The sequence below is a fragment of the Pseudomonas sp. MWU16-30323 genome, assembly GCF_020515595.1.
Taxonomy (GTDB): domain Bacteria; phylum Pseudomonadota; class Gammaproteobacteria; order Pseudomonadales; family Pseudomonadaceae; genus Aquipseudomonas; species Aquipseudomonas yamanorum.
In genome coordinates this window covers 1-23,627 of sequence record NZ_JAIWYM010000033.1, presented here as the reverse complement: position 1 = coordinate 23,627, position 23,627 = coordinate 1, and the positions used below count along the sequence as shown (strand labels likewise).

Here is a 23,627-nt window from a genome sequence, read left to right as displayed (position 1 = left end):
CTAGCGTATTTGTAGAGTCCGTTGCCCACAGACAGGATGAACCTGATTGCCCTCGCCATCGCTCTTTCCATGGTCATGGCTTGCGCTCCGAAAAGCTGGCGATGAACTCATCGAGGATGCGTTTGCTTTCGGCTGCGTCTTCGGGGCTAGGCCCGCGGGGGTTGAACCAAGGATCAGGCTTGGGCGCGACCGCGCCGTAGCGGATGCGCACGGACTTGAGGATCGCGTCCCAGACGGCCATAGCTTCGTAGTCGGTGAGGGAGGGATTTACGGGTTCTGCTCGTGGAGGGCGGTCCGGGCGTTGCCAGAGCGGTAGTTCGTAGCCTTTGTTGGCGAAGTTTGGGAGTGTCCAGCGAACGAGGTCTTTGGGTTTATTCGGATCAATGGCGGAGCGTTTTTTCCCGCCTGCCGACAGCCGAAAACTCATCGCCGGGCGATTCAGTGAGGGATTGTCGCGATAGTTTTCGCTCACGAAGAGTATTTGACGGTGAGTGTCGTCACTGAAGCCGATCAAGGATTCTTCGGCTTGCATGTCGGCCAGGGTGATTTTTCCTGCCCGCAAATTTTCATAATCACCCGCAAGGAATATTTGCGTGTCTTTTTGAGTGCGAACATGCAAACGCTCTCCGTCGTCCGGTGATAACGCGTTGATGTAGACATTCAGCGCCACGTCCGATGCTGGGGGACGAAAGTAAAAGCTGGCGATTTCCTGATCGTGATGACTTCTGATGACGACGGGGCCCAAGGCGAAGCCCGCACCTGCGTTCTGCGGTGCAGTAACTTTGAAGATTTCCTTGGAGAGTTTTAAAAGGCGTGCTTCAACCGGGGCGGTGTTGCCTTTAAAGGAGTCTGCGCGGAGCATGACGTAGGCGTCATCGACCAGAAGGTGGAGTTCGTGGACGAAGGTTTGGCGCTGAGTCATGCGCATGTAGTACTGCAACATGACACTTTGCGGTGTCTCCCTCCTAGCCGAAACCAGCATCGGTATATCATTCATTTCATCGTTTTTGATTGCCGCGATTCGACGCGCACGCTCATCCAGCGCGGCATCAAACCGCTCTTGTGTCACGCCCTCTCCCAATACACGCACCTCTACCGATGAGTGATCGGCGCCAAGCCCGTAATACAATTTCACATCCCCACCGCCGGTCCAGTTGGCAGGCAGATCAATCAGGCCACGACCCAGCGCCCAGGTGCGCATGTGGGTAGTCATTTCGCTCACGTTGTGTCTCTCCTGTTCGCTGGGTTGTTTGAAAACTGCACATCCGGTGATAGAACCCAGCACCAGACACGCCAAAAAAAGAGTCAGCTGACGCATAGGGGCCTCTTGGCTTTTGCCGCGATTTTGATGAGTGAGTAGAGGGTGAAGTGCTGCGCTAACGGGTTAGCGTAGGAGGCTTCATGATCGAAGCCGGGCGCCTTGATTTGCTGGCGGACTTCGCCATTACGCGCACGTTTTATCGGCGCGCTGCCCGAACTTATCGGGACAGTGCCGTCGCCGGAGCCGTCCTGCATTTGGCAATGCAATTCCCAGTAACTGGTCTGCACGGTTTTGATCGGCGCATCGGGATCGCCGCGCAGCGGCGGCACCGCTTCGGCTTGCCCGCCCACATATACAGGGCTGCGCCCGTCATCGCGCACCTCATGCATCTGCAGGCTGGACACCGTGAAGGCGTCGGGCCTTGAGGCGTGGGGGCCATTGAGGCGAGACCCGCGCTGCATTTGCCAGGTGATGGATTCGAAACTGCGGTGCTTATCGTCGTTACCGTAGTAGACGTAGGTTTGAGGGTGATAGGAGCCCGCGATTGTCAGATGGAACCGCTTCGCTTCCGATATGTTTTCCTCAAAAATCTCCCACGTGATCGCATCCCCATCCTTCGGCGTCAACCACTCTTCACGCAGCAACCCCCACCAACGATCGCGGCGTAAATAGATCTCTTCATAAGGATCTTTCACGGGTTGGCGGGGCATTGCCGAAACGCCTTTGTCGTCCATCAACCTCAGCCAGCCAGGGGCGTAATCCTGTGTGGGCAGCAATTGCAGTGCACCAGGCGCCTGCGCAAAAACAGCGGTCACTTCCTGGCCGGTCGGACCAATCACAGCGCCGGCAATGGGATCTTCATCGCTCATGCCTACTTTGCAACGGCGATAAGCGACCGGCGCCCCTGTAGCGGGCATTACCCCATGCACCACACCAGCGATTTTGTCGGCCATGCCGGGCAGTTGCGCACATCGACGCGCCACCAGTCCGCCCATGGAATGGGTGACGAGTATCACCTGCTGACAGTTGCGGCCGTATTGGTGCGTCAGTTCGTTAATGCGTTCGGCCAGCCGCTGTGCGGCTACTTTGTTGGAATCCAACCAGTTATAACCACACGCATGCACCGGCATGCGGTAACCACCTCGCGCTACCAGCTCATCCGACACAATCGACGGCAACTGACTGGCCAGGGTGGCACCCAACCCTGGCATGGCGATGGGTATCGCGGGTCTTAACCGAGTGATGTGAGTCGGCCCCGATTCGACGGCCACGGTATGTAGGTGCTCCGGTCGAATGTCGAATTGTGGCCATTGGTGCGGCAGGAATTGGCTATTGAGCGTCTCCTCCAACCAGAGCAAAAATGCGTGATAGCTGGTCTCGCTGACCTCACCCCAACCACGTTCTTCATAGCGTGTCTTCAGGGCCTGAAGGGTCTTTTTCCGGTCCAGCCCCGGCTGTGTCAGGACCGTACCGGCAGCGCGTTTAGGCACCGCGCCCTGGTTGTCGACTTCCACCCTGGCCGGGTGCAGCAGTTTTTGTCGTATACCGGCTTTTTTGTTGATCCAGTTCAGAGCCAGCCACATATTTTTGCCCATGAAGCCCGCATCCAGCCGCCAAACAGGTACACCCTCCTCTCCCGGCTCCTCGCCTTCCTGCTCCTCAGGCTTACTCTTCAAATTCGACCCCATAATCCCCGGCACGAATATCACCGGCAAAATTCCATCCGGCGGCAATATGCAGTGCACCGCGTCCGTCATGCTGCTGGGGGTCATCGTCCAGGTATGCACGGGATTACCCCGAGCGTTATAGGTCATGGGCGCCACACGAGGCGCCGAGGGGTTGTCGGTCATGCAGGTTCTCCGTTATCCAGCCATTCCAATACAAGCCCTTCCAGCGTCATGCCCTGTTGCAGGGTGACGAAGCCTTGCGCATCAGTGCGGCCTTCAAAACGTGCGCCGTCCTTGCGCACCAAGGCATAGGCGCGGTCGCGGATGGGGTTCCCGTCGGTGAAGAAGGTCTGGAAGCGTTCGTTGAATGAGGTACTGGGCCAGCTGTTGAGTTCTGCTGCTGCATGGCCGGGGTCAACGAAGTACCTGTTGGCAGCCTTGACCGTGAAATCACCGGGCATCCCCAGCTCGATATTGCCGCCCTGCATCTTGATATACGCCCCGCCGCACAACAGGGTGATGTGCTTGTCTGCGGCCACCAGCACGTGTTGCTGGCTGGCGCTGATTTCCACGCTTTGGTCCGCTTGCACCTGGATGCTGTTGTGCTGGGCCTGCAACAGCAGTTGGCCGTTGTGGGCGATATGGCGCATGTCGCCGCCCTGGGCGAACAGGCCGATTTCGTCACCTGCATTGATCACCACTTTTTGGCCGGCTGTGAGTTGCTGGTTGTGTTGGGCCACGCTGTCGATATGTTCGCCTGCGCCCAGGGCGATACTGCGGGACGTTGCCGCCGCGATCCCGTCAGGCCCACTCAGCGCGATGATGGGAAGTGCCCCTTGGCCGGTGCCCTCGGCTTGATCATTGCTGCCATGGCCCAACGCATTCACTGCATCGGTCAGGGATTTTTGCGGCTGAGAATCCTGGGTAATGCCTTGGGCATCCTCGGCAGCCGCGCCCAGCTGCCTGGCCAATGTCAGGGCGGTTTGCAGCACCTCGATCACTTGCTGGCGTTCGAGCTGACCGGCACCGGCTTTCAGTTGAGCCTCAGCGGTCAGCAATAAACCTTTTGCTGCACGCAACGCACCGTGACCGTCCGTGCGCAGTTCAAAACCTTCTCCCCTTGGCCGGCCCCCTCCGTAGTGGCGTGGATGAGTGAGGTAGCCCAGATGCAGCGCGCTGTGTTCGTGATCACTCATCAACGCCGCGCTGATTTGCGCGGTGGTGTCGTCGATGCGCAACTCGTTGGCTCGTGTCCCCTTGAACTCGCGACTTTTGGTCGTCGCTACGGCGTTGAGCTTGGGCAGCTCATAGGGCGGCAGGTTGGTCTGGCGGTACGCGGTCCCCGTAGCGATCGGCTGGTCGGGGTCCCCGTCCAGATAGCTGATCACCAGTTCCTGACCCACACGCGGGATGGCCATGGAACCCCAGGTTGCCCCGGCCCAGCCCTGGGTGACGCGGATCCAGCACGAGCTGTGGTCGTTGTTTTTGTCCGCGCGATCCCACGGAAACTGCACCTTGACCCGGCCCCATTCATCGCAATAGATCTCCTCGCCCGGTGGCCCGACCACCGTGGCGATCTGCGGGCCGTCGATGCACGGTTTGTCACGTAGTGGAGCTTTCCAGTCGGAGGTCCAGCGGATGGCACTGGCCTTCATTTCATAGGACGTACCCTGGCCGCTACCAAAGGCTTCTTCCTGCAAGCTGGTGTGCTGCTTGCCTTCGTGTTTGATGGCGATGGTGCGCCAGCGGTCGTTGAAGTCTTCGCGAGGGTGATCGCTGAGGTCGAAGGCCAACCCGGGTTGCAGGCGTGCATCGTCGCCTTCCAGGTGTGCCAGCTTGGCGTCGTTGCGCAGTGCCGCCAGGCGGGTCTTGGTAAAGGGCTTACCGGCGATGTCGCGCTTGTAGCGGCCAGGGTAGTCGTAGCGTTCGTAATCCTTGTGCTGGTTGTTCAGGTCCTGGTCGCCGGTGGCGATGTGCTGCTGGTTGTAGCGCGGATGGGTGAAGGTGTAGTCGCGCTGCACCTGAACGGCGGTGCGCACCTGTTCGGTGTAGTGGAAGCGGTTTAGCGCCGGTTCCGCCGAATCACCGCCGGCCATCGGTTGGTAGATCACCGGGCAATCGGTGTGGGTGCCGATGGTGCCCAGCCCGCCCACGCGGTCGGTAAGGACAAGGGTGTGACCATCGGCGCGGTGTTCGAAGGTGTAGAGCAGGCCTTCTTCAGCGGCCAGGCGAGCGATGAAATCAAGGTCGGTTTCACCGGCCTGCACGCAGTATTCGCGAGGTTGGTGGTCGAAGCAGATTTCACTGCGCAGGTCGGTCAGCTTCTGTTCGGCCAGCACGCTGGTGATGATGTCGGGCACGCTCTGGCCCTGGAAGATGCGCCAGTTGGAGCGCAATTCGAAACGCTTGAGGGTCGGCTCGACCACGGCGGTGTAGCGGGTACGGCGAAAGCCGGTGTCACCCTGCTGGAACAGGCTGACCAACCCGTGGACGTAGCGTACCGGGGTGTCGCCGCGCCAGAGGGTGAACAGCGCAGCCAGGTCGAGCATGCGGTAGAAGTCGATGGCCGGGTGCTGACTGACCAGCTCCAGTTCAAGTTTGAACGGCCGGGAAAGGCCTTCTGCGAGGGAGAACGAAACCACCTCGAAGGAATCGCCCCGCAGCGGTTCGAAGGTGTAGCGCAGGTCGCTTTGACGGGCCATGCTGGTTAATCCTCACTCTCACTGATAATGGCCGCCACCTTCCGGTACAACTCCGGCTCCCAGCCCTGCGCCGTGGTATCACGCATCAGCCGCGCAACGCTGGCGTACAGGTCGTCCGCCAGCCACGACAACCCACGCGACGCCAGCAGGTCGGCGGCAATCACCGTGGCGTAGCTGCGCTGGCGCGGGGCGTCGTGGGTGGCGTGCAGCTGCTGCAGGCGCAGCAGCACCACCTCCACGCCCTCGGTGTTGAGTTGGGTGGTCAGTTCGTCACGCAGGCCGGCGTATTCCTGCACCGGGCTGCCGGTGGCTTGCGCCTGATCGGCGCCGGTGATCCAGGCCTGGGTTTGTGCATCCACAAACGGCGTACCGTCGCTGAAACACAGTTCCAACAGCGCGGGCAGGCGGCAGACAAACCGCTCACAGGTTTGGCGAATGGCGACAGCCACCTCCTCCATCGCCAGGCGCGCGGCAACCTGGGCGGCCAGGTAGCTGCCGCGCAGCCAGTACGGCGAGGCGCAGACGCTTTTTTCGATACGCAACAGCAGATTCGGCTCAATGGCGTTGTGGTTCAGCGCGTCCTGGTAGCCGTCGACGATATCCTTGGGCACGGCGATCAATTCAGTGCGGCGGTCGCGGGTGATGGGAGGCGCAGTGCGCAGGTGCGACCACAAGCCGAAGCGCCGCAGTTGGTAGCCAGTGGGATCGTAGGGATCTTGCTGGTTGATCTGCTCAGCCATGTTCAACACGGTGCGCCGTTGTTCGCGCTCATTGCTCGGCGCTTGCGGCTTGGGGCTGGTGAAAAAGGCCGACGCCAGCGCACTGCCGGAGGTGGCCGCACGGGCGGGCTCAGTGGCGGCGACCGGCTCGCTGTATTTGTCCAGTTGGCGTTGCAACGCGTCCAACGTTGCCGGGTCGAGCTTGGCGCTTTCAGCACACCGTTGCAGAGTGGCCAGGGCCCGTTCCGCCGCGGCCTGATAGGCCGGTTCAAAACTGCTGCGTTCCAGGGTTGGCAACACCTGCCCGAGGTCGACCAACAGGCGCTGCACGTGCTTGCGCTTGTTCAGGTAGCCGGTGGGGCCGGGTTTGGGGTAGGCACTGTCCCAATACAGTTCAACCATGCCGGCCAACAAGCCCAAGGCATCAGCCCAGCGTGCCCATTGCCGGGTGCGCAGCCACACCACGTGCAGATGGCCGAGGATGCGCCAGTGCTTGCACTGAATCGTCAGGTATTGACGGGAGGCTTCGTCGATATACGGCCAGTCGATATCGCCTTCACGCAGGCCGCCGAGCTTGACCATTTCCTGGTCAATGGCCTGGAAGGTTTCATCCTCCACATCGAAATAGCCTGCGGGCTGCTCAGGGTCGATGGGGGTCAGCAGCAGCTTGACGGCGTCCGCCGGAACGTCGATCACCAGCGACATACCTGGCGCTCCTGCTCGATCAGTTCACCCAGTCCTTCAGCGTCGAATACCAGGCCGTGCAACCGGGGGTAATCGCTCTCCAGTCGCAAGCGCTGGCCGCCGCCCATGTTGCGCAACAAGGCGATGGCTTGTAGCCCGCGCCCGGCATCCACCACCAGTCCGGCGTCATCCAGCACCTGCCACTGATAGGCGTCGGAGACCGGGCGCTCGTCCTTGAACAGTTGGATGCGGATTTTGTTCGGCTTGGCCGGCTCATCCAGCACCAGTTGCAGGCGGGAGATTCTTGATTCGCAGCTGATAGCCAGGTAAGGCCGAGGCGGCAGCGCCCCCAGGGCCGGGGCCGAGATCACCAGGCGGTGTTGCTGGTCGTTGTCCGGCTCCGGGAATGACGACAGCAGGAAGCGCTGGTCCTCGGGTGGACGCTGGGCTTCATTGCGCTGGACCAGGTCGACAATCGGCAGTACCCGGCCCAGGGCGCGTGGCGGCAAAGGCGGCTGATGAATGGGCGTGCCGGCAGCCGAGTCAAAGCACTCCAAACGCTTCAAGGGCGAGACGATGGAAGGGCAATCTTGTTTTGCTGCTTGCACGTTCATTACGGCCATCGCCGTCAGGCAGAGCCCCCATTTCCATCCTCGCCATCCGTTGTGCATCAACGCCTCCTGATATGCCTCGCCGAAATCCGAACCGGACATTCCTCAACTTTCGAACTAACGTTGTTTAGACCGACAGTTAAATTAATTAACTTGCAAAGCGTCACCCGCACTCAATGGACAGCGCAAGTAAAAGACGAGCAACACACGACTAAACTCCGAATAAAAAGAGGCATCTTTCAGAAGTATCCACGGCAAATGTAGGAAACTTAGTAGTGCTAACCGCAACGCAATTTCCTACATCCAAGACCCACGAATCACGTCCATTTCGTCCTACATGACAAACCTTGCAACAGCTGTTTCTAATACGCCGACTTTACGAAAAGGATTCTTCCCATGTCGAAAAATCAGGGCTCTGTCGCCCCCAAAGAACGCATCAACATCAAGTACGTCCCAGCCACGGGCGACCAACAGGCTGAAGTTGAACTGCCTCTGAAGTTGCTGATCACCGGTGACTTCAAAGGCCACGGCGAACTTACCGCCCTGGAAGACCGGCAAGCTGTGCGCATCGACAAAGACACATTCAATGAAGTACTGACCAAGGCCGAAGTTACTCTGGACATGTCGATCCCGTCCGTCTTGAGCAACGACCACGACACCGACTTGAACGTGCAGCTTCAATTCAAAAGCATCAATGACTTCGGACCCGACGCCGTCGCCCGGCAAGTACCAGAACTCAACAAGTTGCTGGAACTGCGTGAAGCCTTAGTTGCGCTCAAAGGCCCGATGGGCAATGTCCCGGCCTTTCGCAAACACCTGCAAAACCTGCTGACCGATGAAAACGCCCGTCAACGCCTGGCCAGTGAACTGAACCTGGTGCTCGACGCGCCAAACAACTGATTTGAACGCCCTTCTCAACGGAGTACTCCCCATGCCTATGGAAAGCGCCGCCGCCCAAGTACGGGTGGCAGACGAACCCTCGTCGTTGCTTGACCAACTGCTGGCCAACACCACCATCCGCCCATCCCAGGAAGGCTACGCCGTTGCTCGCCAAGGCGTGGCCGCGTTCATCAGCGAAATCCTGCAAAGCGGCGATCACCAACAGCCGGTCAACAAGCACCGGGTCGACCAGATGATTGCCGAAATCGATCGCGCCTTGAGCAAGCAGATGGACGTGATCCTGCACCAGCCGCAGTTCCAGCAACTGGAGTCGGCGTGGCGCGGGTTGAAACTGTTGGTGGATCGCACGGATTTTCGCGAAAACATCAAGCTGGAAATGCTGCATGTCACAAAAGAAGAGTTGCTGGACGACTTCGACAACGCTGGCGATATCACTCGCAGTGGCCTGTACAAGCACGCCTACACCGCCGGTTACGGCCAGTTCGGTGGCGAGCCTATCGCGGCGATGATTGGCAATTACACCTTCGGCCCTTCGTCCCCGGATATGAAACTGCTGAGCTACGTCGCCTCAGTGGGTGCCATGGCCCATGCACCGTTCGTGATGGCTGCCGGCCCTGAGTTCTTCAACCTCAAGAGCTATCAGGATCTGCCGTCGCTCAAGGAAGTCAGCGATATCTTCGAGGGCCCCAGCCACACCAAATGGCGCAGCCTGCGTGAGATGGAAGACTCCAAATACATTGCCGCGACGCTGCCGCGCTTTTTGCTGCGCTCGCCTTACGATGGGCTGGAGAACCCGATTCGCAGCTTCAGCTACAACGAAACAGTGGATGGCAATCACGACAATTACCTGTGGGGCAACACCGCGTTCCTGATGGCTTCGCGCATCACCGACAGCTTTGCGCGCTACCGCTGGTGCCCGAATATCATCGGCCCGCAATCCGGCGGTGCAGTGGACGACCTGCCGGTGCACGTGTACGAATCCCTGGGCCAATTGCAGGCGAAAATCCCCACCGAGGTACTGATCTCCGACCGCAAGGAATTTGAACTGGCCGAAGCCGGGTTCATCCCGCTGACCATGCGCAAGGACAGCGACAACGCGGCGTTCTTCTCCGCCAACTCGGTACAAAAACCCAAGAACTTTCCCAAGACCCGCGAGGGCCAGGAAGCCCAGACCAACTACAAGCTCGGCACCCAGTTGCCGTACCTGTTTATCGTCAACCGCCTGGCCCACTACATCAAGGTGTTGCAACGCGAGCAGATCGGCAGCTGGAAAGAGCGCCAGGACCTGGAGCGCGAACTGAACACCTGGCTCAAGCAGTACATCGCCGACCAGGAAAACCCCTCCTCCGATGTACGCAGCCGTCGTCCATTACGTGCCGCGCAGATCGTTGTCCAGGACGTTGCTGGCGACCCGGGCTGGTACCAGGTGTCATTGGCGGTTCGCCCGCATTTCAAATACATGGGCGCCAACTTCGAGATCTCGCTGGTCGGCCGGCTGGACACTCAATAAATGGGCGGCGCCAGCCTGTTCGAGCGTCTGGAACCCGATGCATCGCGCTACCGCCCAGGCGAACAGGCGCGCCAGCACGTTGACGGGATCAAGCGCCACCTGGAGCAAGTACTCAACTCACGCCAGGGCTGCTCGCAAAGCAGTCCTGAGCTGGGTCTGCACGACTTCAATGGCGTTACCCAGACCAGCAGTGATTTGGTCGTGGCCATCAGCGCCGATATCCGGCGCTCGGTGGAGGCGTTTGAGCCGCGCATCAAGGTGACCGGCGTGCGTTATCAGCCCGACCCGGACCTGCCGCTGGAGCTCAATTTTCGGCTCGATTGCCAGGTGCGCGTCAACCACAAGGAAGAACAGGTGCAGATCGAGGTGGCCATGCATGGCCGCGACGGCTACACCCGGGTGAGATGAGGATGCGATGGACTTGAAACAACGCTTTGCCGAGGAGTTGCGCTACCTGCGCGAACTCGGTCGCGAGTTTGCCGAGGACAACCCGCAACTGGCGCAGTTTCTCGGCGATCAGGCCGGCGACCCGGACGTGGAGCGCCTGTTGGAGGGCTTTGCCTTCCTCACTGCCAAGCTGGGGTTGAAGATCGAAGATGATCTGCCGGAGCTGACCCATCCGCTGTTGCAGATGCTCTGGCCCAACTACCTTCGGCCGTTGCCCAGTGCGACCATCATCCGCTTTACACCCTTGCCCAATGCAATCAGCCAACGCCAGGTGATACCCAAGGGCACGCCGCTGTTCGCCAAACCGGTGAATGGCGTCTCCTGCGAGTTTCGCACCTGTACTGACGTCAACCTGTATCCGTTGGCCTTACAGGAAGTCAGCGACGCCCACAGCCGTGAGGCGTCGGTGATGCGTATCGACCTTAAGGTGTTGACCGAGCAACCGCTCACCAGCATGGCCTGCGATCGGCTGGAGTTTCATCTGGGCGGCGACCACACCACCGCGCTGACCTTGTACCTGTGGCTTGCCCACTACCTGGACAGCATCACGCTGCAGGTCAATGGCCAAAGCTATCGCCTGTCCGCGAAGGATATCGGCTTCCCAGGCTTCACCGCCGACGAGGCACTGCTGCCCTACCCGCGCAATGTGTTCGATGGCTACCGGATCTTGCAGGAATACTTTGTGTTCCCCCAGCGTTTCCACTTCTTCAGCCTGAACCGTCTGGCGCCTATTTGGCCAGATGCCAGCGCCAACAGTCTGCGTTTCGAGTTTCAGTTCAGCCGGCCCATGCCGCCGGACATCCGGCTGCGCACCAGCGACCTGCACTTGTACTGCGCGCCGGCGGTCAACCTGTTCCGCCACGATGCCAACCCTATCGCACTGGACGGGCACAGTCTGGAACGGCGTATCAGCCCCAGTGGCAACCGCCCCGATGTTTACGAAATTTTCAGTGTCGACCATGTGGCCGGTTGGGATGCCGCCGACAAGGAGCGCAAGGGCGATCCATTGCGGCGCTTTACCCCGTTCGAGTCGTTCCAGCATGAGATCGAACACGCGCGGGGCCGAACGGCGCTGTATTTCCGCACGCATATCGAGGAATCCCACGGGCGCGAGGGCTTGCGTCATCGCATCGCTTTTGTGCGCGGCGATGAGAGCCTGTACATCGGCGAGCATGAGGCGGCGTCCATCGAGTTGACATGCAGCAACCGCGACCTGCCGCAGTTGCTGGGCGTTGGGGATGTGTCGCTGTCCACTGAGGTGACGCCCTCGTTTGCCACCTACACCAACCTGATCGCCCCCACTCGTAGCTACAGGCCGGTGCTGGACAGCAGCCTGCACTGGACGCTGATTTCCAACCTGTCGCTGAACTACCTGTCGTTGCTATCGGCCGAGCCGCTCAAGGCGGTGATCCGCGCCTATGACTTCGCCGCCTTGCACGACCTGCAACAGGCCCGTGCCACCCGCAAACGCCTGAACGGTATCCACGAGGCCGTGACCACCCCCATCGACTGGCTGATGAAAGGCCAGCCGGTGCGCGGCTTGCAGACCCGCTTGCAGCTGGACCAGAACGCCTTTCTGTGCGAGGGCGAGCTGTACCTGTTCGGCAGTGTGCTTTCGCACTTCTTCGCCCTGTACGCGAGCATCAATTCCTTCCATCGCCTGGAAGTGATCAATACCACCAACAACGAGTGCTACGAATGGCCACTGTTGACCGGCAGACAACCCGTGATCTAGCCGACGTGCTGCTGGCTGACGCGCGGAACTACTCGTTTCACCGTCTGCTGGAGCATCTGCACGCTTTGCACGGCGATGACCTGGAAGCGCAGCCCTTGAGCTCGGCGGCGCGCCGCCGTGTACGTCTGCAAAGCCATGCGGGATTGGGCTTCCCGGCCTCCGACGTGGTGCTGGCCGCGCGCGTGGAAGAGGATCGCGAAGAGGTGCGCTATCGCTTGCAGACCAGCTTCTTTGGCCTGCACGGCGCCGACTCGCCGCTGCCCGGTTATTACCTGGATCGCCTGGCCTACGAACAGGCCCAGGAACGCGGGATTCGTCCGGCGTTCATGGACTTTTTCAATCATCGCTTGCTGACCCTGCTGCATCACAGTTGGCGCAAGTACCGCTACTACATCCGCTTTCAGCCAGAAGCCAGCGACCGGTTTTCGCGCTATGTGTTTTCCCTGATCGGGTTGAGCGACAACGAGCTGCGCGGCGCCACGCCGCTGCCCTGGGGGCGCCTGCTGAGCTTTGCCGGGTTGATCGCCAGCCGCAGCCGTTCGCCTTCGGTGGTGTCCGGCATTGTCGAACACTGCTTCGACCTGCACGGTGTGTACATCCGCGAATTCGAGGCGCGTTCGGTGAGTTTGCCGCAGCGTCAGCGCATGGCGTTGGGCAAGGCCAACGGCACCTTGGGCAGCGACTTTGTGGTGGGCGACCGCAGCAAGACCCGCGCCAGCAAGTTCACCCTGGTGATTCCCAACCTGACCCAGGCCCGCTTTCGGCAGTTTTTGCCCAGCGGCGAGCAGTTCGGAAGGCTGCGCCAATTGATGGACTTTCTGCTGCGTGACGTCACCGCCTACGACCTGGAATTAGGGCTGCGCGAAGAGGACGTGCCGCCGTTCAACCTGCAACGCGACAGCGGCACCCACCTGGGCTGGACCAGCTTTATCGAACATCAGGAACAACGCCATCCCGCCGTGGTGCGGATTCGGGGGCGTGCATGAAGCTGACCTTGGTTATCAACAATCCTGCGCAGTTGCTGCACGGGTATCTGCCCCTTCACCGGTTTGGCCCACAGGGTGGCAGCATCGGCAGTGCCGCAGCGGACTGGCGCCTGGAGGATCGCCACAACGGCGTGCAGCCCCACCACTGCGAAATCCGGGTTGTCGAAGGACGCTTTTGCGTGATCGATCGCAGTGGCAGCACCTACGCCAATGGCCATGATTTGCCGTTGGCTCGCCATGTTGCCGTGAGCCTGAACGATGGCGACCTGTTGCAGATTGGCGCGTATCGGGTCGCGGTGCAGCTGGGTGAGCACGCGCCAGGGCAGCGTTCGCTCGATGAGCTGTTCTGCGGTCATCCGCCAGGCATGCATGCCTGGCATTTGGAGGATGTGCCCAACCTGCCTGCGCCCGATCCGCGACCGGCTGCCTGCCCGGAGTTCGAGCGCCTGTGCCAGCCCGTGGACGTGGCGGAACAAGGTGATCCGCTGCGAGCGATGACTGCGGTGGCGCCACCAAAACCGCTGGCCGACAGTTGCGCGGCAGCCCCCAAGCGCACCGTCAGCCTGTTCAGCAGCCTGCGCTTGAGCATGTTGTTGCTGGCCTGCCTCACCCTGGGCGGCTGCACCCAGCTCGGCAAAATCGGCCAGGTGATCTGGGACCCATCGATCCCGGTCGGCGGCCCCGATGATCAACCCAGTCGCTACTCCCTGAGCCTGCACGCCAGCGATCACGTCAATCCGCGTCTGATCAGCACCGGCACCGCACCGGATGAAGAGGCGAGCCGCTCGCCCTACACCCTCAACGTTCAGGCGACCAGCCCGCAAGCACTGACCGACAAAGTGCAAACCCTGCTCAACCATCTTTATGAAAACGTACCGGCCCAGTCACCGCTGAACGTGGAGCCCGCGCCCGTAGAGCCGATGTCGCCCCTCGAAGACACGCTGCTGGGCGACTACGACGCCCAGGGTGTCAGCCTGACCACGCCCTGGGGCAACCCGACATTGCAGCATGTCGCCACGCCAATCGCCTTCAAGGTCTTGCAGCTGACCGACGACTCGCTGCTGGTCAACGCAAGTCCCCAGGCCATCGCCGAGGACCTGAAAAAGACCTTGGGCAGCACCTACATCCGCGCCGACGACTACCTGCTCCAACCCGGCCAATTCAAGTTCGTCGACCTGCGCGCCCTGGATGAAGACACCCGATTTATCGCGGTGATCGCCCACTACCACAGCGCCGATGTCGGCCAATGGAAACAGCAGCTACGGGTTGAGCCCAAGGGCCGGCAATACGCCGTGCTGGTGCAGTTGGACGCTTCGCAGGTCAGCCTCAAAGGGGAAACCCGATGACCTTATTTTCAGCCGCTTTTGAACAGAGTAATGACCGATGAGTTCACGCAATCCCGTCATCTGGCATGAAGGTTTGTTCGTCAAACCCCAGCATTTCCAGCAACAGGCCCGCGCGGCAGAAGCCGCCGTGCATCAACGTATACATGGCCTGAACGACGCCCTCTATGGCTTCAGCGAGCTGGTGTTGAACACCGAGTATTTGAGTTTCGGCAAGGTCGCCATTACCCAGGCGCGCGGGATCATGCCCGATGGCAGTGTCTTCGACATTCCTCATGATTTGGCACCCCCTGCACCTTTGGAAATCGCCGACAGCAATGCCGTCAACCAGATCGTCTATCTGGTCCTGCCGCTTCGTTCCAACGGCGCCCTCGAAGTGCGTTGGCCCGACCAATACGGCAACAGCCGCTACATCGCCCGCCGCGAGGAGATCCGCGATACCCACAGCGATGACGGCGACCAAGTGGGCATGGACCTGGCCGTTCCCAACCTGCAACTGATGCTCGAACGCAGCGACCGCAGCGCCTTCACCGGCATCGCTATCGGCAGGATCAAAGACAAACGTCCGGACGGCAGTTTGGTAATGGACGAACACTTCTACCCCACCAGCACGTCCCTGCAAGCGGTACCGGTATTACATCGCTATCTGGGTGAAGTGGCCGGGCTGATGCGCGAGCGGGCCAAGAACCTGGCGCAACGCATTGGCTCGCCGGGCCAGTCCGGAGTGGCCGATGTCACCGACTTCAACCTGCTGCAAACCCTCAACCGCTTATTCCCGTTGTTCCAGCACCTGGCCCGCCAACGCCAGGTCCACCCGGAACGGCTGTACCTCGCACTGGCCCAGGCCTGCGGCGAACTGGTGACCTTTACCGATGAAGGCCACCTGCCCCAGGAATACCCGGCCTACCAGCACGACAACCTGCGCGACTCCTTCCAGCTGCTGGAGCACACCCTGCGCCGTGCCCTGGGCACCGTGCTGCAACCGCGTGCGGTGTCACTGCCAATCGTCTTGCAGCAATACGGCGTACGCACTGCCGAGTTGAATGATAAACGGCTGCTGGACAACGCCGAGTTCATCCTGGCGGTACGGGCGGAATTGCCAGCGGAAACCTTGCGTCAGCAATTGCCAAGGCAGATCAAGATCAGTTCCACCGAAACACTGGAGCAACTGGTCAGCCTGCAACTGCCGGGCATCGCACTGATCCCGCTGCCGGTGGCGCCAAGGCACCTGCCGTTTCATGCCGGCTTCAGTTACTTCGAACTCGACCGCCATCACCCCTCCTGGCAAAGCCTGAGCAGTGGCAGCGGGTTTGGCTTCCATATCGCCGGCGAATTCCCGGAGCTGGAATTGCAGTTCTGGGCGATCAGGAGTGAAAAAGATGAGTGACATGAAGAACAGCGCCAACCCTGAGCCAGACGCCAACACACCCGTGTTTGATGAACTGGTGCAGCAGGCCAGAAGTCAGCCGGAACCGGCCGAACCCGCGCAGCCCAAACCAAAACCCGCCCCGCTACTCGCAGACCCCGAATTTGACATGCGCGGCCTGGCCTGGAACCCGCTGTGCGATGCCGCCACGCCCTTGATTGGCCTGGTGATCCGTCTGCGTCGGCTGGATAAGCATGACGATGTGCCCGCGCTGTACCGAAGCGTCAGCAACCAGATCACCACGATCATGGAGGAAGTCAGTCACCTCGACTACGACGCCGGCATGCTCAAGGCCTACTCCTACAGCCTGTGTCTGCTGCTGGACGAGGTGGTCATGGCCACCACCTGGGGCAGGCTCTCCAGTTGGAGTGAACGCTCATTGCTCAGCCAGTTCCATGGGGAAACCCGAGGCGGTGAGCGGTTCTTCACCGTCATGAACAACATGATCCCCGAAGCGGCCCGCTACCAACATGTGCTGGAGTTCATGTACCAGTGCCTGATCTCCGGCCTCAAGGGCAAATACGGCGCCCATGCCAAAGGCGATGACGAAATACAGAAGATCATCAACCAACTGCATGGCCTGCTGCGCCCACTACGGGGTGAAACACCCAAACGCCTGACCAACCCGTTGGCCAACGTCGCGCCGCGTCACTATCGGATCAAGCGCGCCTGGCCATTGTGGACGCCGTGGGCTCTTGCCACCGTCGTGCTAACGGTCGCCTACACGATCTACTCGATCCGCCTGAACGCCATCACTCAAGAAGTGCTGGTGTCTCTGGAGCGCATTCTCAACCTGTAACCGATTTTCAACGTGCTCACCCCGAGCGCCTGCAAAGCCATGGCCTTTTTGGCCAGAACCCGCGACCTCACGGGGTCGTTCATTTGATCGCGACAAGGAGCTTGTCATGCCAACACCCGCGTATATCAGCATCCACGGCAAAAACCAGGGCCATATTACCAAGGGCGCGTTCACCGCAGATTCGGTGGGCAACGTTTATGTAGAAGGCCACGAAGACGAAATCCTGGCCCAGGAAATCGACCATCAGATCGCCGCGCCTACCGACCCGCAAAGCGGCCAGCCTGCCGGCCAGCGCGTGCATAAGCCGCTGATCTTTACCAGCGCCCTGAGCAAAGCCTCGCCCATGCTTTACCAGGCTTTAGCCACCGGCGAAATGCTGCCCACCGTCGAGGTCAAGTGGTTCCGCACCTCGGGCGACGGCAAGCAGGAGCACTTCTTCACCACCAAGCTCGAAGACGCCACCGTCGTCGACATTCACACCGTACTGCCCCACGCGCAAAACAGTGACAACGAAAACTACACCCAACTGATCAAGACCAGCCTGGCCTATCGCAAGGTCAGTTGGACCCACGTGGTGGCCGGTACCGAAGCCTCGGATGACTGGCGCAAACCGGCTTAATCGCCAACCGGCACGTTCCGCCGCTCAGGCGGCGGAATGTTCACTGAATCGATGCTTATCCGTTGGCTGAACCGCTGCGTGGCGGCTCACAGCAACGACGAAGGCAATGGCAACTCATAAGACTTCTTAACCGTCCTGACCACCAAAGTAGACGAATAAGTACGAATCGGAATATCCCGGTAAATGTCTAAAAACCGATAGATATAATCAGTGTATTCAGTGGCATCCCGAAACTTCGCCACCATCACAAAATCAAACTCCCCGGTCAGCAAATAACAGTCCTGAATCTCCGGATGGTTCGCCAGGATATGCTGCATCTTGCGGTCGATATCATTGCTGTCCCTATCAAGCTTGATCAAAAAGAACGCCGTGACCTGAATCCCAAGCTTGCGCTCATCCAGCACCGCCACCTTCGCCTTGATAATCCCGACACTCTCCAACCGCCTGATACGCCGGTAACAACTGGTCGAAGACAGCCCGACACTGTCACTCAACAACTCCAGACTCTGACTGCAATCCCTTTGCAACTTCCCCAGAATCTTCAAATCCATGGCATCTGTCATTTTTTCCATATCTTCCTTGAAAAAACTGCAATGAATCCACCGTAAACACCCACCATTTTGCAGAAATCCTGCGCGGTGGCGCACTAACATCAATCCAGCTTAGCAGCCCAGCCAAATCAGGCACTGGGGCGGCATGAGAGGGATCTTATGATAGTCGCGAAACCGACATGGGCCACCGATATCCACGGCCTCTTCAGCGCCCCCTACTGGATACCGCCCGCTCAACGCGCCGCCGTCGCCGCCTCCTGGGTGGGCTGCATGAACGCCTACTTCGTGTTCCTCGAAGACCCCGCCTCGGTCAAGACCTGGTCCGAAACCATCTACCAGCACCTGGCCTCCCGCAGCATGCCGCTGACCCTCGACCAGCAACAGTTCTGGCCCATCGATGCCCTGGAAACCTTCCGGTTGTGGGTCAACCAGGGCTGGCGCCTGACCCCCAGTTCACCGTTCGATATCGCCGAGCGCATTCCCCCACCCGACCTGCCCCACCCGGTGAAACGGGTGCGTCAGGACATTCGCGCCCTGACACAGGAACAACTGAACCTGTACCGCTCACGCCTGGATGACGTAATGCAGGTAGCCGACCCCGACAGCGGCTCGCCCTGGCAGCGCTACGCGTATATCCATACCAACTGGTGCCTGCATTACCAGGAAGCGTTTGCCCTGTGGCACCGGGCCTATCTGCTGTACCTCGAAGCACTGATCGACTGCCCGATTCCCTATTGGGACTGGATGGCCGCAGACGCCAGTGTCGACGGCAGCCCCCAGGCCGGTTTGCCCCAGGCGTTTCTCGATGAAACCTACGTGCACCCGCACAGTGGTGAGGTCCGGCCGAACCCGCTGCGCTATGCGGCGGCCAAGGACGGCAGCTCGAAGGTGTGTGCCAGGGGTGATGTCAACGGCGTGGACTGCCGCTTCGTGCAGCGCAACCCGCTGTTTTATACCCAGGGCGAGCCGTTCCGGCGCGAACGCACCGAGTTGTATGCCATGAGCCGGATTTTCCAGCAGCAGGTGGTCGATGCGCTGAAGTTCACCTCGTTCAGCCAGCCCCAAGGCGTACCGGGTTATCCATGGGCGAATATTCCAGTGTTTGACCCGCCGCAAAAAGATGACCTGTACCCCAACCGTGCCCTGAATTTCGACGGGCTCTACGAGCAGCCCCACGACAACTATCACGGCTGGATCGGCGGTGACATGGCCGACAACGCCTACACCGCATTCGACCCGGTGTTCAGTTCCTACCACGCCAATATCGACCGGATGCTGGAGGTCTGGATCCGGGCCAACCCGGCGGCGCAGTACACCACCCAATGCCTGCTCCAGCCGTTCGCCGGGAGTGAGGCCAGCACCGTGACCTTCACCAGCGCCGATGCCTGGCGCTACACCACCCTCGGTGACATGGCCCAGGACAGCCGGCATATCGGCTACGACTACGGCACACCCGTGGCCCCGCAGTTTGGCGCAACCAAGGCAGCTGCAAAGGCGTGCTGCCAACACAGTTCGGCCCCCGCCCCGGCCACCCGCAACGCGACCGGGCTCGGGCCGTGGGTGGTGTTCGACCATGTGCGCTGCACCCACGACACCTACCTGATCGACGTATTCCTCAACCAGCCCGACGCCACGCCGCAGCAGGTGAGTGCCGACAACCCGCACTATGTGGGGCGTTTCAGTCGCATCGGCATGGGCCTGGTGGATGACAAGGGCCGCTGCATCACCCACGGCGTGTCCCGCGCGCTGAATGCCGCGCGTAATGCCAGCGCGCTGAACCTTCGCCCCACTGACGCCACGCAGTTATCCGTGGTGGTGACCCATCTCGATAGTGCCCGGGTGTTGACGCCGCAAGAGTACGCGCCGCTGCCAGGCTTTATCGCCCAACTGGTGTGGGACGACCCGCGCCAGGCCATCACCGGCCCTGCCCCCAGTGCCGGTTGCTGCTCTGCTTCCACCCACACAACACCTGGAGAATCGCCATGAGCACACCCTTCAAACAATTCACCTCTCCCGCCGGGCAAGCACCCAAGGACTACAACAAGCTGGGCCTGGAGAACCAGCTGCCGCAATTTGAAACCGACTGGAACAACGACCTCACCGGCTGGACCCAGTCCGCAATCATCGGCAACCCGTGGTCGGGCCTCAATGACGCACCGCGCTCGGGCTATTACAACCCGCTGGTGGAAGGCTACGGCCCCAGCACGCCGCCGGCGATTACCTGGGCGCCCTTCCCCAATCGGCTGTGGACGTTCTTCTACAACAACGGCACGGCGGTGATTCCGCAACTGGGCGGCAAGGCCATGTCCATGCAACAGGTGATGGAGCTGACCGACAACGGCCAGATTACGATCAACAACACCCTGTACATGCTCTACGACCCGAACAAGCAAGGCACCCTGCTGCAACTGCCCGTCACCCGCTGCCCGACCATCGACTGGCAAGGCAAGTACAAGGATTTCTCGCCCTCGGGGCCCCGTGGCTGGCTTGACGAATACTGCGAGTGGTCCATCGTGCGTGACGCCAATGGCAACATGCGCAAGATCACCTTCACCTGCGAAAACCCGGCGTATTTCCTGGCCATGTGGCGCATTGATCCAAATGCGGTGCTGGGCCTGTACCGCGACTACATCGACCCGCAGGTGCAACTCGAAGACCTGTACTTGCGCTACACCGCCGACTGCCCGACTGGCAAAGCCGGCGACCCGGTCATCGACCCTACCACCGGCCAGCCGGCCTACGACACGGTCAACAAATGGAACGCCGGCACCGCCTGCGTACCCGGCCAATACGGCGGGGCGATGCACCTGACCTCCGGCCCCAACACCTTGAGCGCCGAGGTGTACCTGGCCGCCGCAGCGACCATCCTGCGCCCACTGGCCAGCAGCCAGAATTCCCAGGCATTGATCTGCTGCGCGCAATACGGGCAGAACTACCGCAACTCTGACCCGCATATCGGTTTCTCGGCCAACAGCGTGGCGGTGAATAACCGGCTGTCCCTGACCAACCCCATCGGCCTTTACCTGCAACAACCCACCGATTTCTCGGCGTGGAAAGGCCCTCAAGGCCAGGACGTCAGCCAATACTGGAAAATCACCCGTGGCACCGCCAAGTCCGCCGCCAACGGCTCCGACCAGATTCTGCAAGCGGTGTTTGAAGTGCCGGTCAGCGCCGGGTTTTCGATCAACGACATCACCATCAGTGGCCAGCCGATCGACTATGTGTGGGTGATTGCCCAGCAGTTGCTGGTGGGCCTGAGTGTGACAACCACGCCCATCAGCCCGACGCCGGATTCCTGCCCCTGCGTGACGGATCGGGTCAACGGCGTGCAACCCTGGCCGGTGCAACTGCTGCCCCTGGATCTGTTCTACGGGCAGTCGCCTACCGACCTGCCGGCCTGGCTGGCACCCGGCACCAGCGGGCAGTTCGCCCTGGTGGTGCAAGGCGCCGACCTCAAGACCACCGCCGAGACGGCGCGGGTGCAGTTTTCCAATCCTGGCGTGACGGCGCAAGTCACCCAGTTCCTGCCGGATGCCTCCGCCATCCCAGGGCAAACCAACTCCGGTGGCACTCAGGGCTACCTGCTGACCATCACCGTAAGCCCCACTGCCGCTCCGGGACTGGTGACGGTGCGCGCGCTCAACCCGGGCGAAGCCGATAACCCCAGCGCGACGGAACATCCATGGGAATCCGGATTGGCGCTGGTGCCTGGCGCCTGACTGATACGGCCCATCCGCCGCACCCAGCCAGGGTGCGGCTTTACCTGCTTGCAAGGAGCGCGATGATGTCCAGGTTACGCTTAAGTGTTTTATCGCTGCTGACCAGTGTGGTGCTGAGCCTGTTCGCCATGCAGGCCGCCTACGCATCCCCCACTTCCGACGCCGACGCTTGCGTGCAACAACAGTTGGTGTTCAACCCGAAAAGCGGCGGGTTCCTGCCGATCAACAACTTCAACGCCACCGGCCAGAGCTTTATGAATTGCTTTGGCTGGCAGTTGTTCATTGCCCTGAACTGGCCGGTGAATCCCGGTTGGCCAGCCACGCCCGCCCTCGCGGGTGAGCCGGACATGAACAGTACCCTGGCGCAATTCGGTGTGCCGCCCGCCTCCGGGCAGCCAATGAGCGTCGCGCCGGTATGGGCCAGCTACAAGGACGCCAACGATATCTTCCTGCCCGGCGCCCCCGCGCCCACCGGCTGGGGCGTGCAAACCCTGGTGCCGTCCAATTGCAGCACCCAGGGCAGCCTCAGGGCGATGTCGGTGGGGGCGCGCAAGTTCATGACCGCCACCTCCGAAAGCGCGATCAACGCCCGCCATGGTTTTCACCTGTCCAGCGGCACCTTGGCCTCGATTCCAGACCCGATCATGGAAGCCTCCGGCGGCTGGCTGACGGACCAGTCGCAGAACCTGGTGTTTTTTGAACGCAAGGTGGGCAAGGCCGAGTTCGACTACATCGTCAGCAAAGGGCTGTACGACGCAGCCAATCAGCTGAAAGTCGCGCAGAACCTCGACAACCAGAACCCGGGCGGGCTGTCCTTGCCCATCGGTGAGCCCATGCGCTCGCTGCCGCCCAACCCGGTGCCGCAGGAGCAACTGGGAGCCCTGGAGGTCAAGGCGGCGTGGCGGATCCTCACCGGCAAACCCGAGCTCTACGGGCGTTACCTGACCACCGTCGCCTGGCTCAAAAACCCGGCCACCTTGCAGTGCACCCAGCAAGTGGTGGGCCTGGTGGGCCTGCATATCATCAACAAGACCCAAGCCTCGCCCAACTTCATCTGGACCACCTTCGAGCAGGTGGACAACGTGCCGGAACCCAACCAGGTGCCGCCACAACAGACGCCGCCCGACAGCTTTGCCTTCAACAACCCGAACTGCGGCACCGGCCCCGAATGCACGCCGAACGTGGCGCGTATCCAGTGCAAACAGCACCATCCCGACCGCGACTGCACCGAGCCGTTTCCACGGGACCAACCCGTGCAGACCACCCGCGAACATCCGCTGCCCACTGAACTGCAGGCGCTTAACGGCGCGGTGCAGGCCAACTTCGCCCAGCAGAGCCAGGGCAAGTCGGTGTTCCAGTACTACAAACTGGTCAACGTACTCTGGACCCTCACTCCCAACCCGCCCACCCAGCCGGAACCGGGTGTCAGTGCGCAAGTGCCGCTGTCCTACGGGCCGTTTATCAGCCAGGGCAACGTACCGGTGGCCAACACCACCCTGGAGACCTACGTCCAGAGCGATAACTGCAATGCCTGTCATCAGTACGCAACCATCGCCGGCAGCTCCACCCTGGCTTCGGACTTTTCGTTCCTGTTCAACAGCGCCGACTCGGCCAGCAAGAAAAGCCTGGTCAAGCGCGTGAAAGCCTTCCAGACCCTCAAGGACACCTCACCCTAGACCCGACTGTTCAAGGCCATTGCTCAAGGCTTCTCGGTACTGTAAGGCCTTGAGCATCTGGTCCTTGGGCTAGCGCCTGCGGGTTAAAAGAGGCTTCCCTTATCAAGTCACGCCCGAAATGTCCGACAGACTCCCACATCCACGCGGTAAGACCGCTCTCGATTTCCTCTTCCCTATTGAAGCTCCAGATCACACCTTCCTAGGATTGCGCCTTCGAAAAACGGCGCTGGTCAGTTGACACCGGCCAATCACAAGGAAGTTCCATGCCCCGC

Annotated in this window: 18 protein-coding genes; 12 read left to right on the top strand and 6 right to left on the bottom strand. The window is 60.8% G+C overall.

Translation table 11 applies throughout. The features are described from left to right. Positions 1 to 73: 73 nt before the first annotated feature. Genes LIY45_RS26095 through vasI form a run of 5 tightly spaced genes read right to left on the bottom strand, consistent with a single transcriptional unit; the run spans position 74 to position 7,704 of the window. Positions 74 to 1,318, bottom strand: a complete 1,245-nt coding sequence (locus LIY45_RS26095; RefSeq protein ID WP_226478088.1) for a T6SS immunity protein Tli4 family protein — start codon at positions 1,316 to 1,318, stop codon at positions 74 to 76. Continuing rightward, complete coding sequence (locus LIY45_RS26090; protein ID WP_226478087.1) at positions 1,306 to 3,111, bottom strand: alpha/beta hydrolase; 1,806 nt, start codon at positions 3,109 to 3,111, stop codon at positions 1,306 to 1,308. The genes LIY45_RS26095 and LIY45_RS26090 overlap by 13 nt, the downstream gene beginning before the upstream one ends. Next, positions 3,108 to 5,630: a type VI secretion system tip protein VgrG gene (tssI, locus tag LIY45_RS26085; protein WP_226478086.1), complete on the bottom strand. Its 2,523-nt coding sequence runs from the start codon at positions 5,628 to 5,630 to the stop codon at positions 3,108 to 3,110. Before tssI ends, LIY45_RS26090 begins: the two co-directional genes overlap by 4 nt. 5 nt (positions 5,631 to 5,635) lie before the next feature. After that, positions 5,636 to 7,054 carry a type VI secretion system protein TssA gene (gene tssA, locus LIY45_RS26080; RefSeq protein ID WP_226478085.1) on the bottom strand — a complete coding sequence of 473 codons (1,419 nt, stop codon included), beginning with the start codon at positions 7,052 to 7,054 and terminating at the stop codon, positions 5,636 to 5,638. After that, complete coding sequence (gene vasI / locus LIY45_RS26075) at positions 7,042 to 7,704, bottom strand: type VI secretion system-associated protein VasI (RefSeq protein WP_226478084.1); 663 nt, start codon at positions 7,702 to 7,704, stop codon at positions 7,042 to 7,044. Before vasI ends, tssA begins: the two co-directional genes overlap by 13 nt. Before the next feature lie 336 nt (positions 7,705 to 8,040). Here vasI and tssB point away from each other — a divergent pair, with 336 nt between their 5' ends. The 9 genes from tssB (at position 8,041) to LIY45_RS26030 (ending at position 17,409) form a co-directional block, all read left to right on the top strand. Beyond that, entirely contained in the window at positions 8,041 to 8,544 is a 504-nt protein-coding gene (gene tssB / locus LIY45_RS26070) for a type VI secretion system contractile sheath small subunit (protein WP_226478083.1), read from the top strand. 37 nt (positions 8,545 to 8,581) lie between these two features. After that, entirely contained in the window at positions 8,582 to 10,054 is a 1,473-nt protein-coding gene (tssC, locus tag LIY45_RS26065; protein ID WP_226478111.1) for a type VI secretion system contractile sheath large subunit, read from the top strand. After that, positions 10,055 to 10,462 carry a type VI secretion system baseplate subunit TssE gene (gene tssE, locus LIY45_RS26060; protein ID WP_226478082.1) on the top strand — a complete coding sequence of 136 codons (408 nt, stop codon included), beginning with the start codon at positions 10,055 to 10,057 and terminating at the stop codon, positions 10,460 to 10,462. A 7-nt stretch (positions 10,463 to 10,469) separates the two neighbouring features. Then, a complete protein-coding gene (gene tssF / locus LIY45_RS26055) occupies positions 10,470 to 12,236 on the top strand; it encodes a type VI secretion system baseplate subunit TssF (RefSeq protein WP_226478081.1) in 1,767 nt (588 codons plus the stop codon). Beyond that, positions 12,200 to 13,222 carry a type VI secretion system baseplate subunit TssG gene (gene tssG / locus LIY45_RS26050; protein ID WP_226478080.1) on the top strand — a complete coding sequence of 341 codons (1,023 nt, stop codon included), beginning with the start codon at positions 12,200 to 12,202 and terminating at the stop codon, positions 13,220 to 13,222. Before tssF ends, tssG begins: the two co-directional genes overlap by 37 nt. Continuing rightward, positions 13,219 to 14,568, top strand: a complete 1,350-nt coding sequence (tssJ, locus tag LIY45_RS26045; protein ID WP_226478079.1) for a type VI secretion system lipoprotein TssJ — start codon at positions 13,219 to 13,221, stop codon at positions 14,566 to 14,568. Before tssG ends, tssJ begins: the two co-directional genes overlap by 4 nt. Before the next feature lie 37 nt (positions 14,569 to 14,605). After that, positions 14,606 to 15,952, top strand: coding sequence for a type VI secretion system baseplate subunit TssK (tssK, locus tag LIY45_RS26040; protein WP_226478078.1), 1,347 nt, complete (start codon positions 14,606 to 14,608; stop codon positions 15,950 to 15,952). Further along, on the top strand, positions 15,945 to 16,790 hold the full coding sequence (gene icmH, locus LIY45_RS26035; protein WP_226478077.1) for a type IVB secretion system protein IcmH/DotU: 846 nt from the start codon (positions 15,945 to 15,947) through the stop codon (positions 16,788 to 16,790). Before tssK ends, icmH begins: the two co-directional genes overlap by 8 nt. A 106-nt stretch (positions 16,791 to 16,896) precedes the next feature. After that, on the top strand, positions 16,897 to 17,409 hold the full coding sequence (locus LIY45_RS26030) for an Hcp family type VI secretion system effector (protein WP_226478076.1): 513 nt from the start codon (positions 16,897 to 16,899) through the stop codon (positions 17,407 to 17,409). Between the two features lie 86 nt (positions 17,410 to 17,495). On the opposite strand, the gene LIY45_RS26025 is transcribed toward LIY45_RS26030, so the two are convergent. After that, positions 17,496 to 17,960: an Lrp/AsnC family transcriptional regulator gene (locus LIY45_RS26025; protein ID WP_032868103.1), complete on the bottom strand. Its 465-nt coding sequence runs from the start codon at positions 17,958 to 17,960 to the stop codon at positions 17,496 to 17,498. A gap of 159 nt (positions 17,961 to 18,119) precedes the next feature. On the opposite strand from LIY45_RS26025, the gene LIY45_RS26020 reads away from it, so the two are divergent. From LIY45_RS26020 to LIY45_RS26010, 3 genes are all read left to right on the top strand, one after another. Further along, on the top strand, positions 18,120 to 19,946 hold the full coding sequence (locus tag LIY45_RS26020; RefSeq protein ID WP_226478075.1) for a tyrosinase family protein: 1,827 nt from the start codon (positions 18,120 to 18,122) through the stop codon (positions 19,944 to 19,946). Next, complete coding sequence (locus LIY45_RS26015) at positions 19,943 to 21,679, top strand: hypothetical protein (RefSeq protein ID WP_226478074.1); 1,737 nt, start codon at positions 19,943 to 19,945, stop codon at positions 21,677 to 21,679. The genes LIY45_RS26020 and LIY45_RS26015 overlap by 4 nt, the downstream gene beginning before the upstream one ends. Positions 21,680 to 21,744: 65 nt before the next feature. Then, a complete protein-coding gene (locus LIY45_RS26010) occupies positions 21,745 to 23,355 on the top strand; it encodes a hypothetical protein (protein ID WP_226478073.1) in 1,611 nt (536 codons plus the stop codon). Positions 23,356 to 23,627 lie beyond the last annotated feature (272 nt).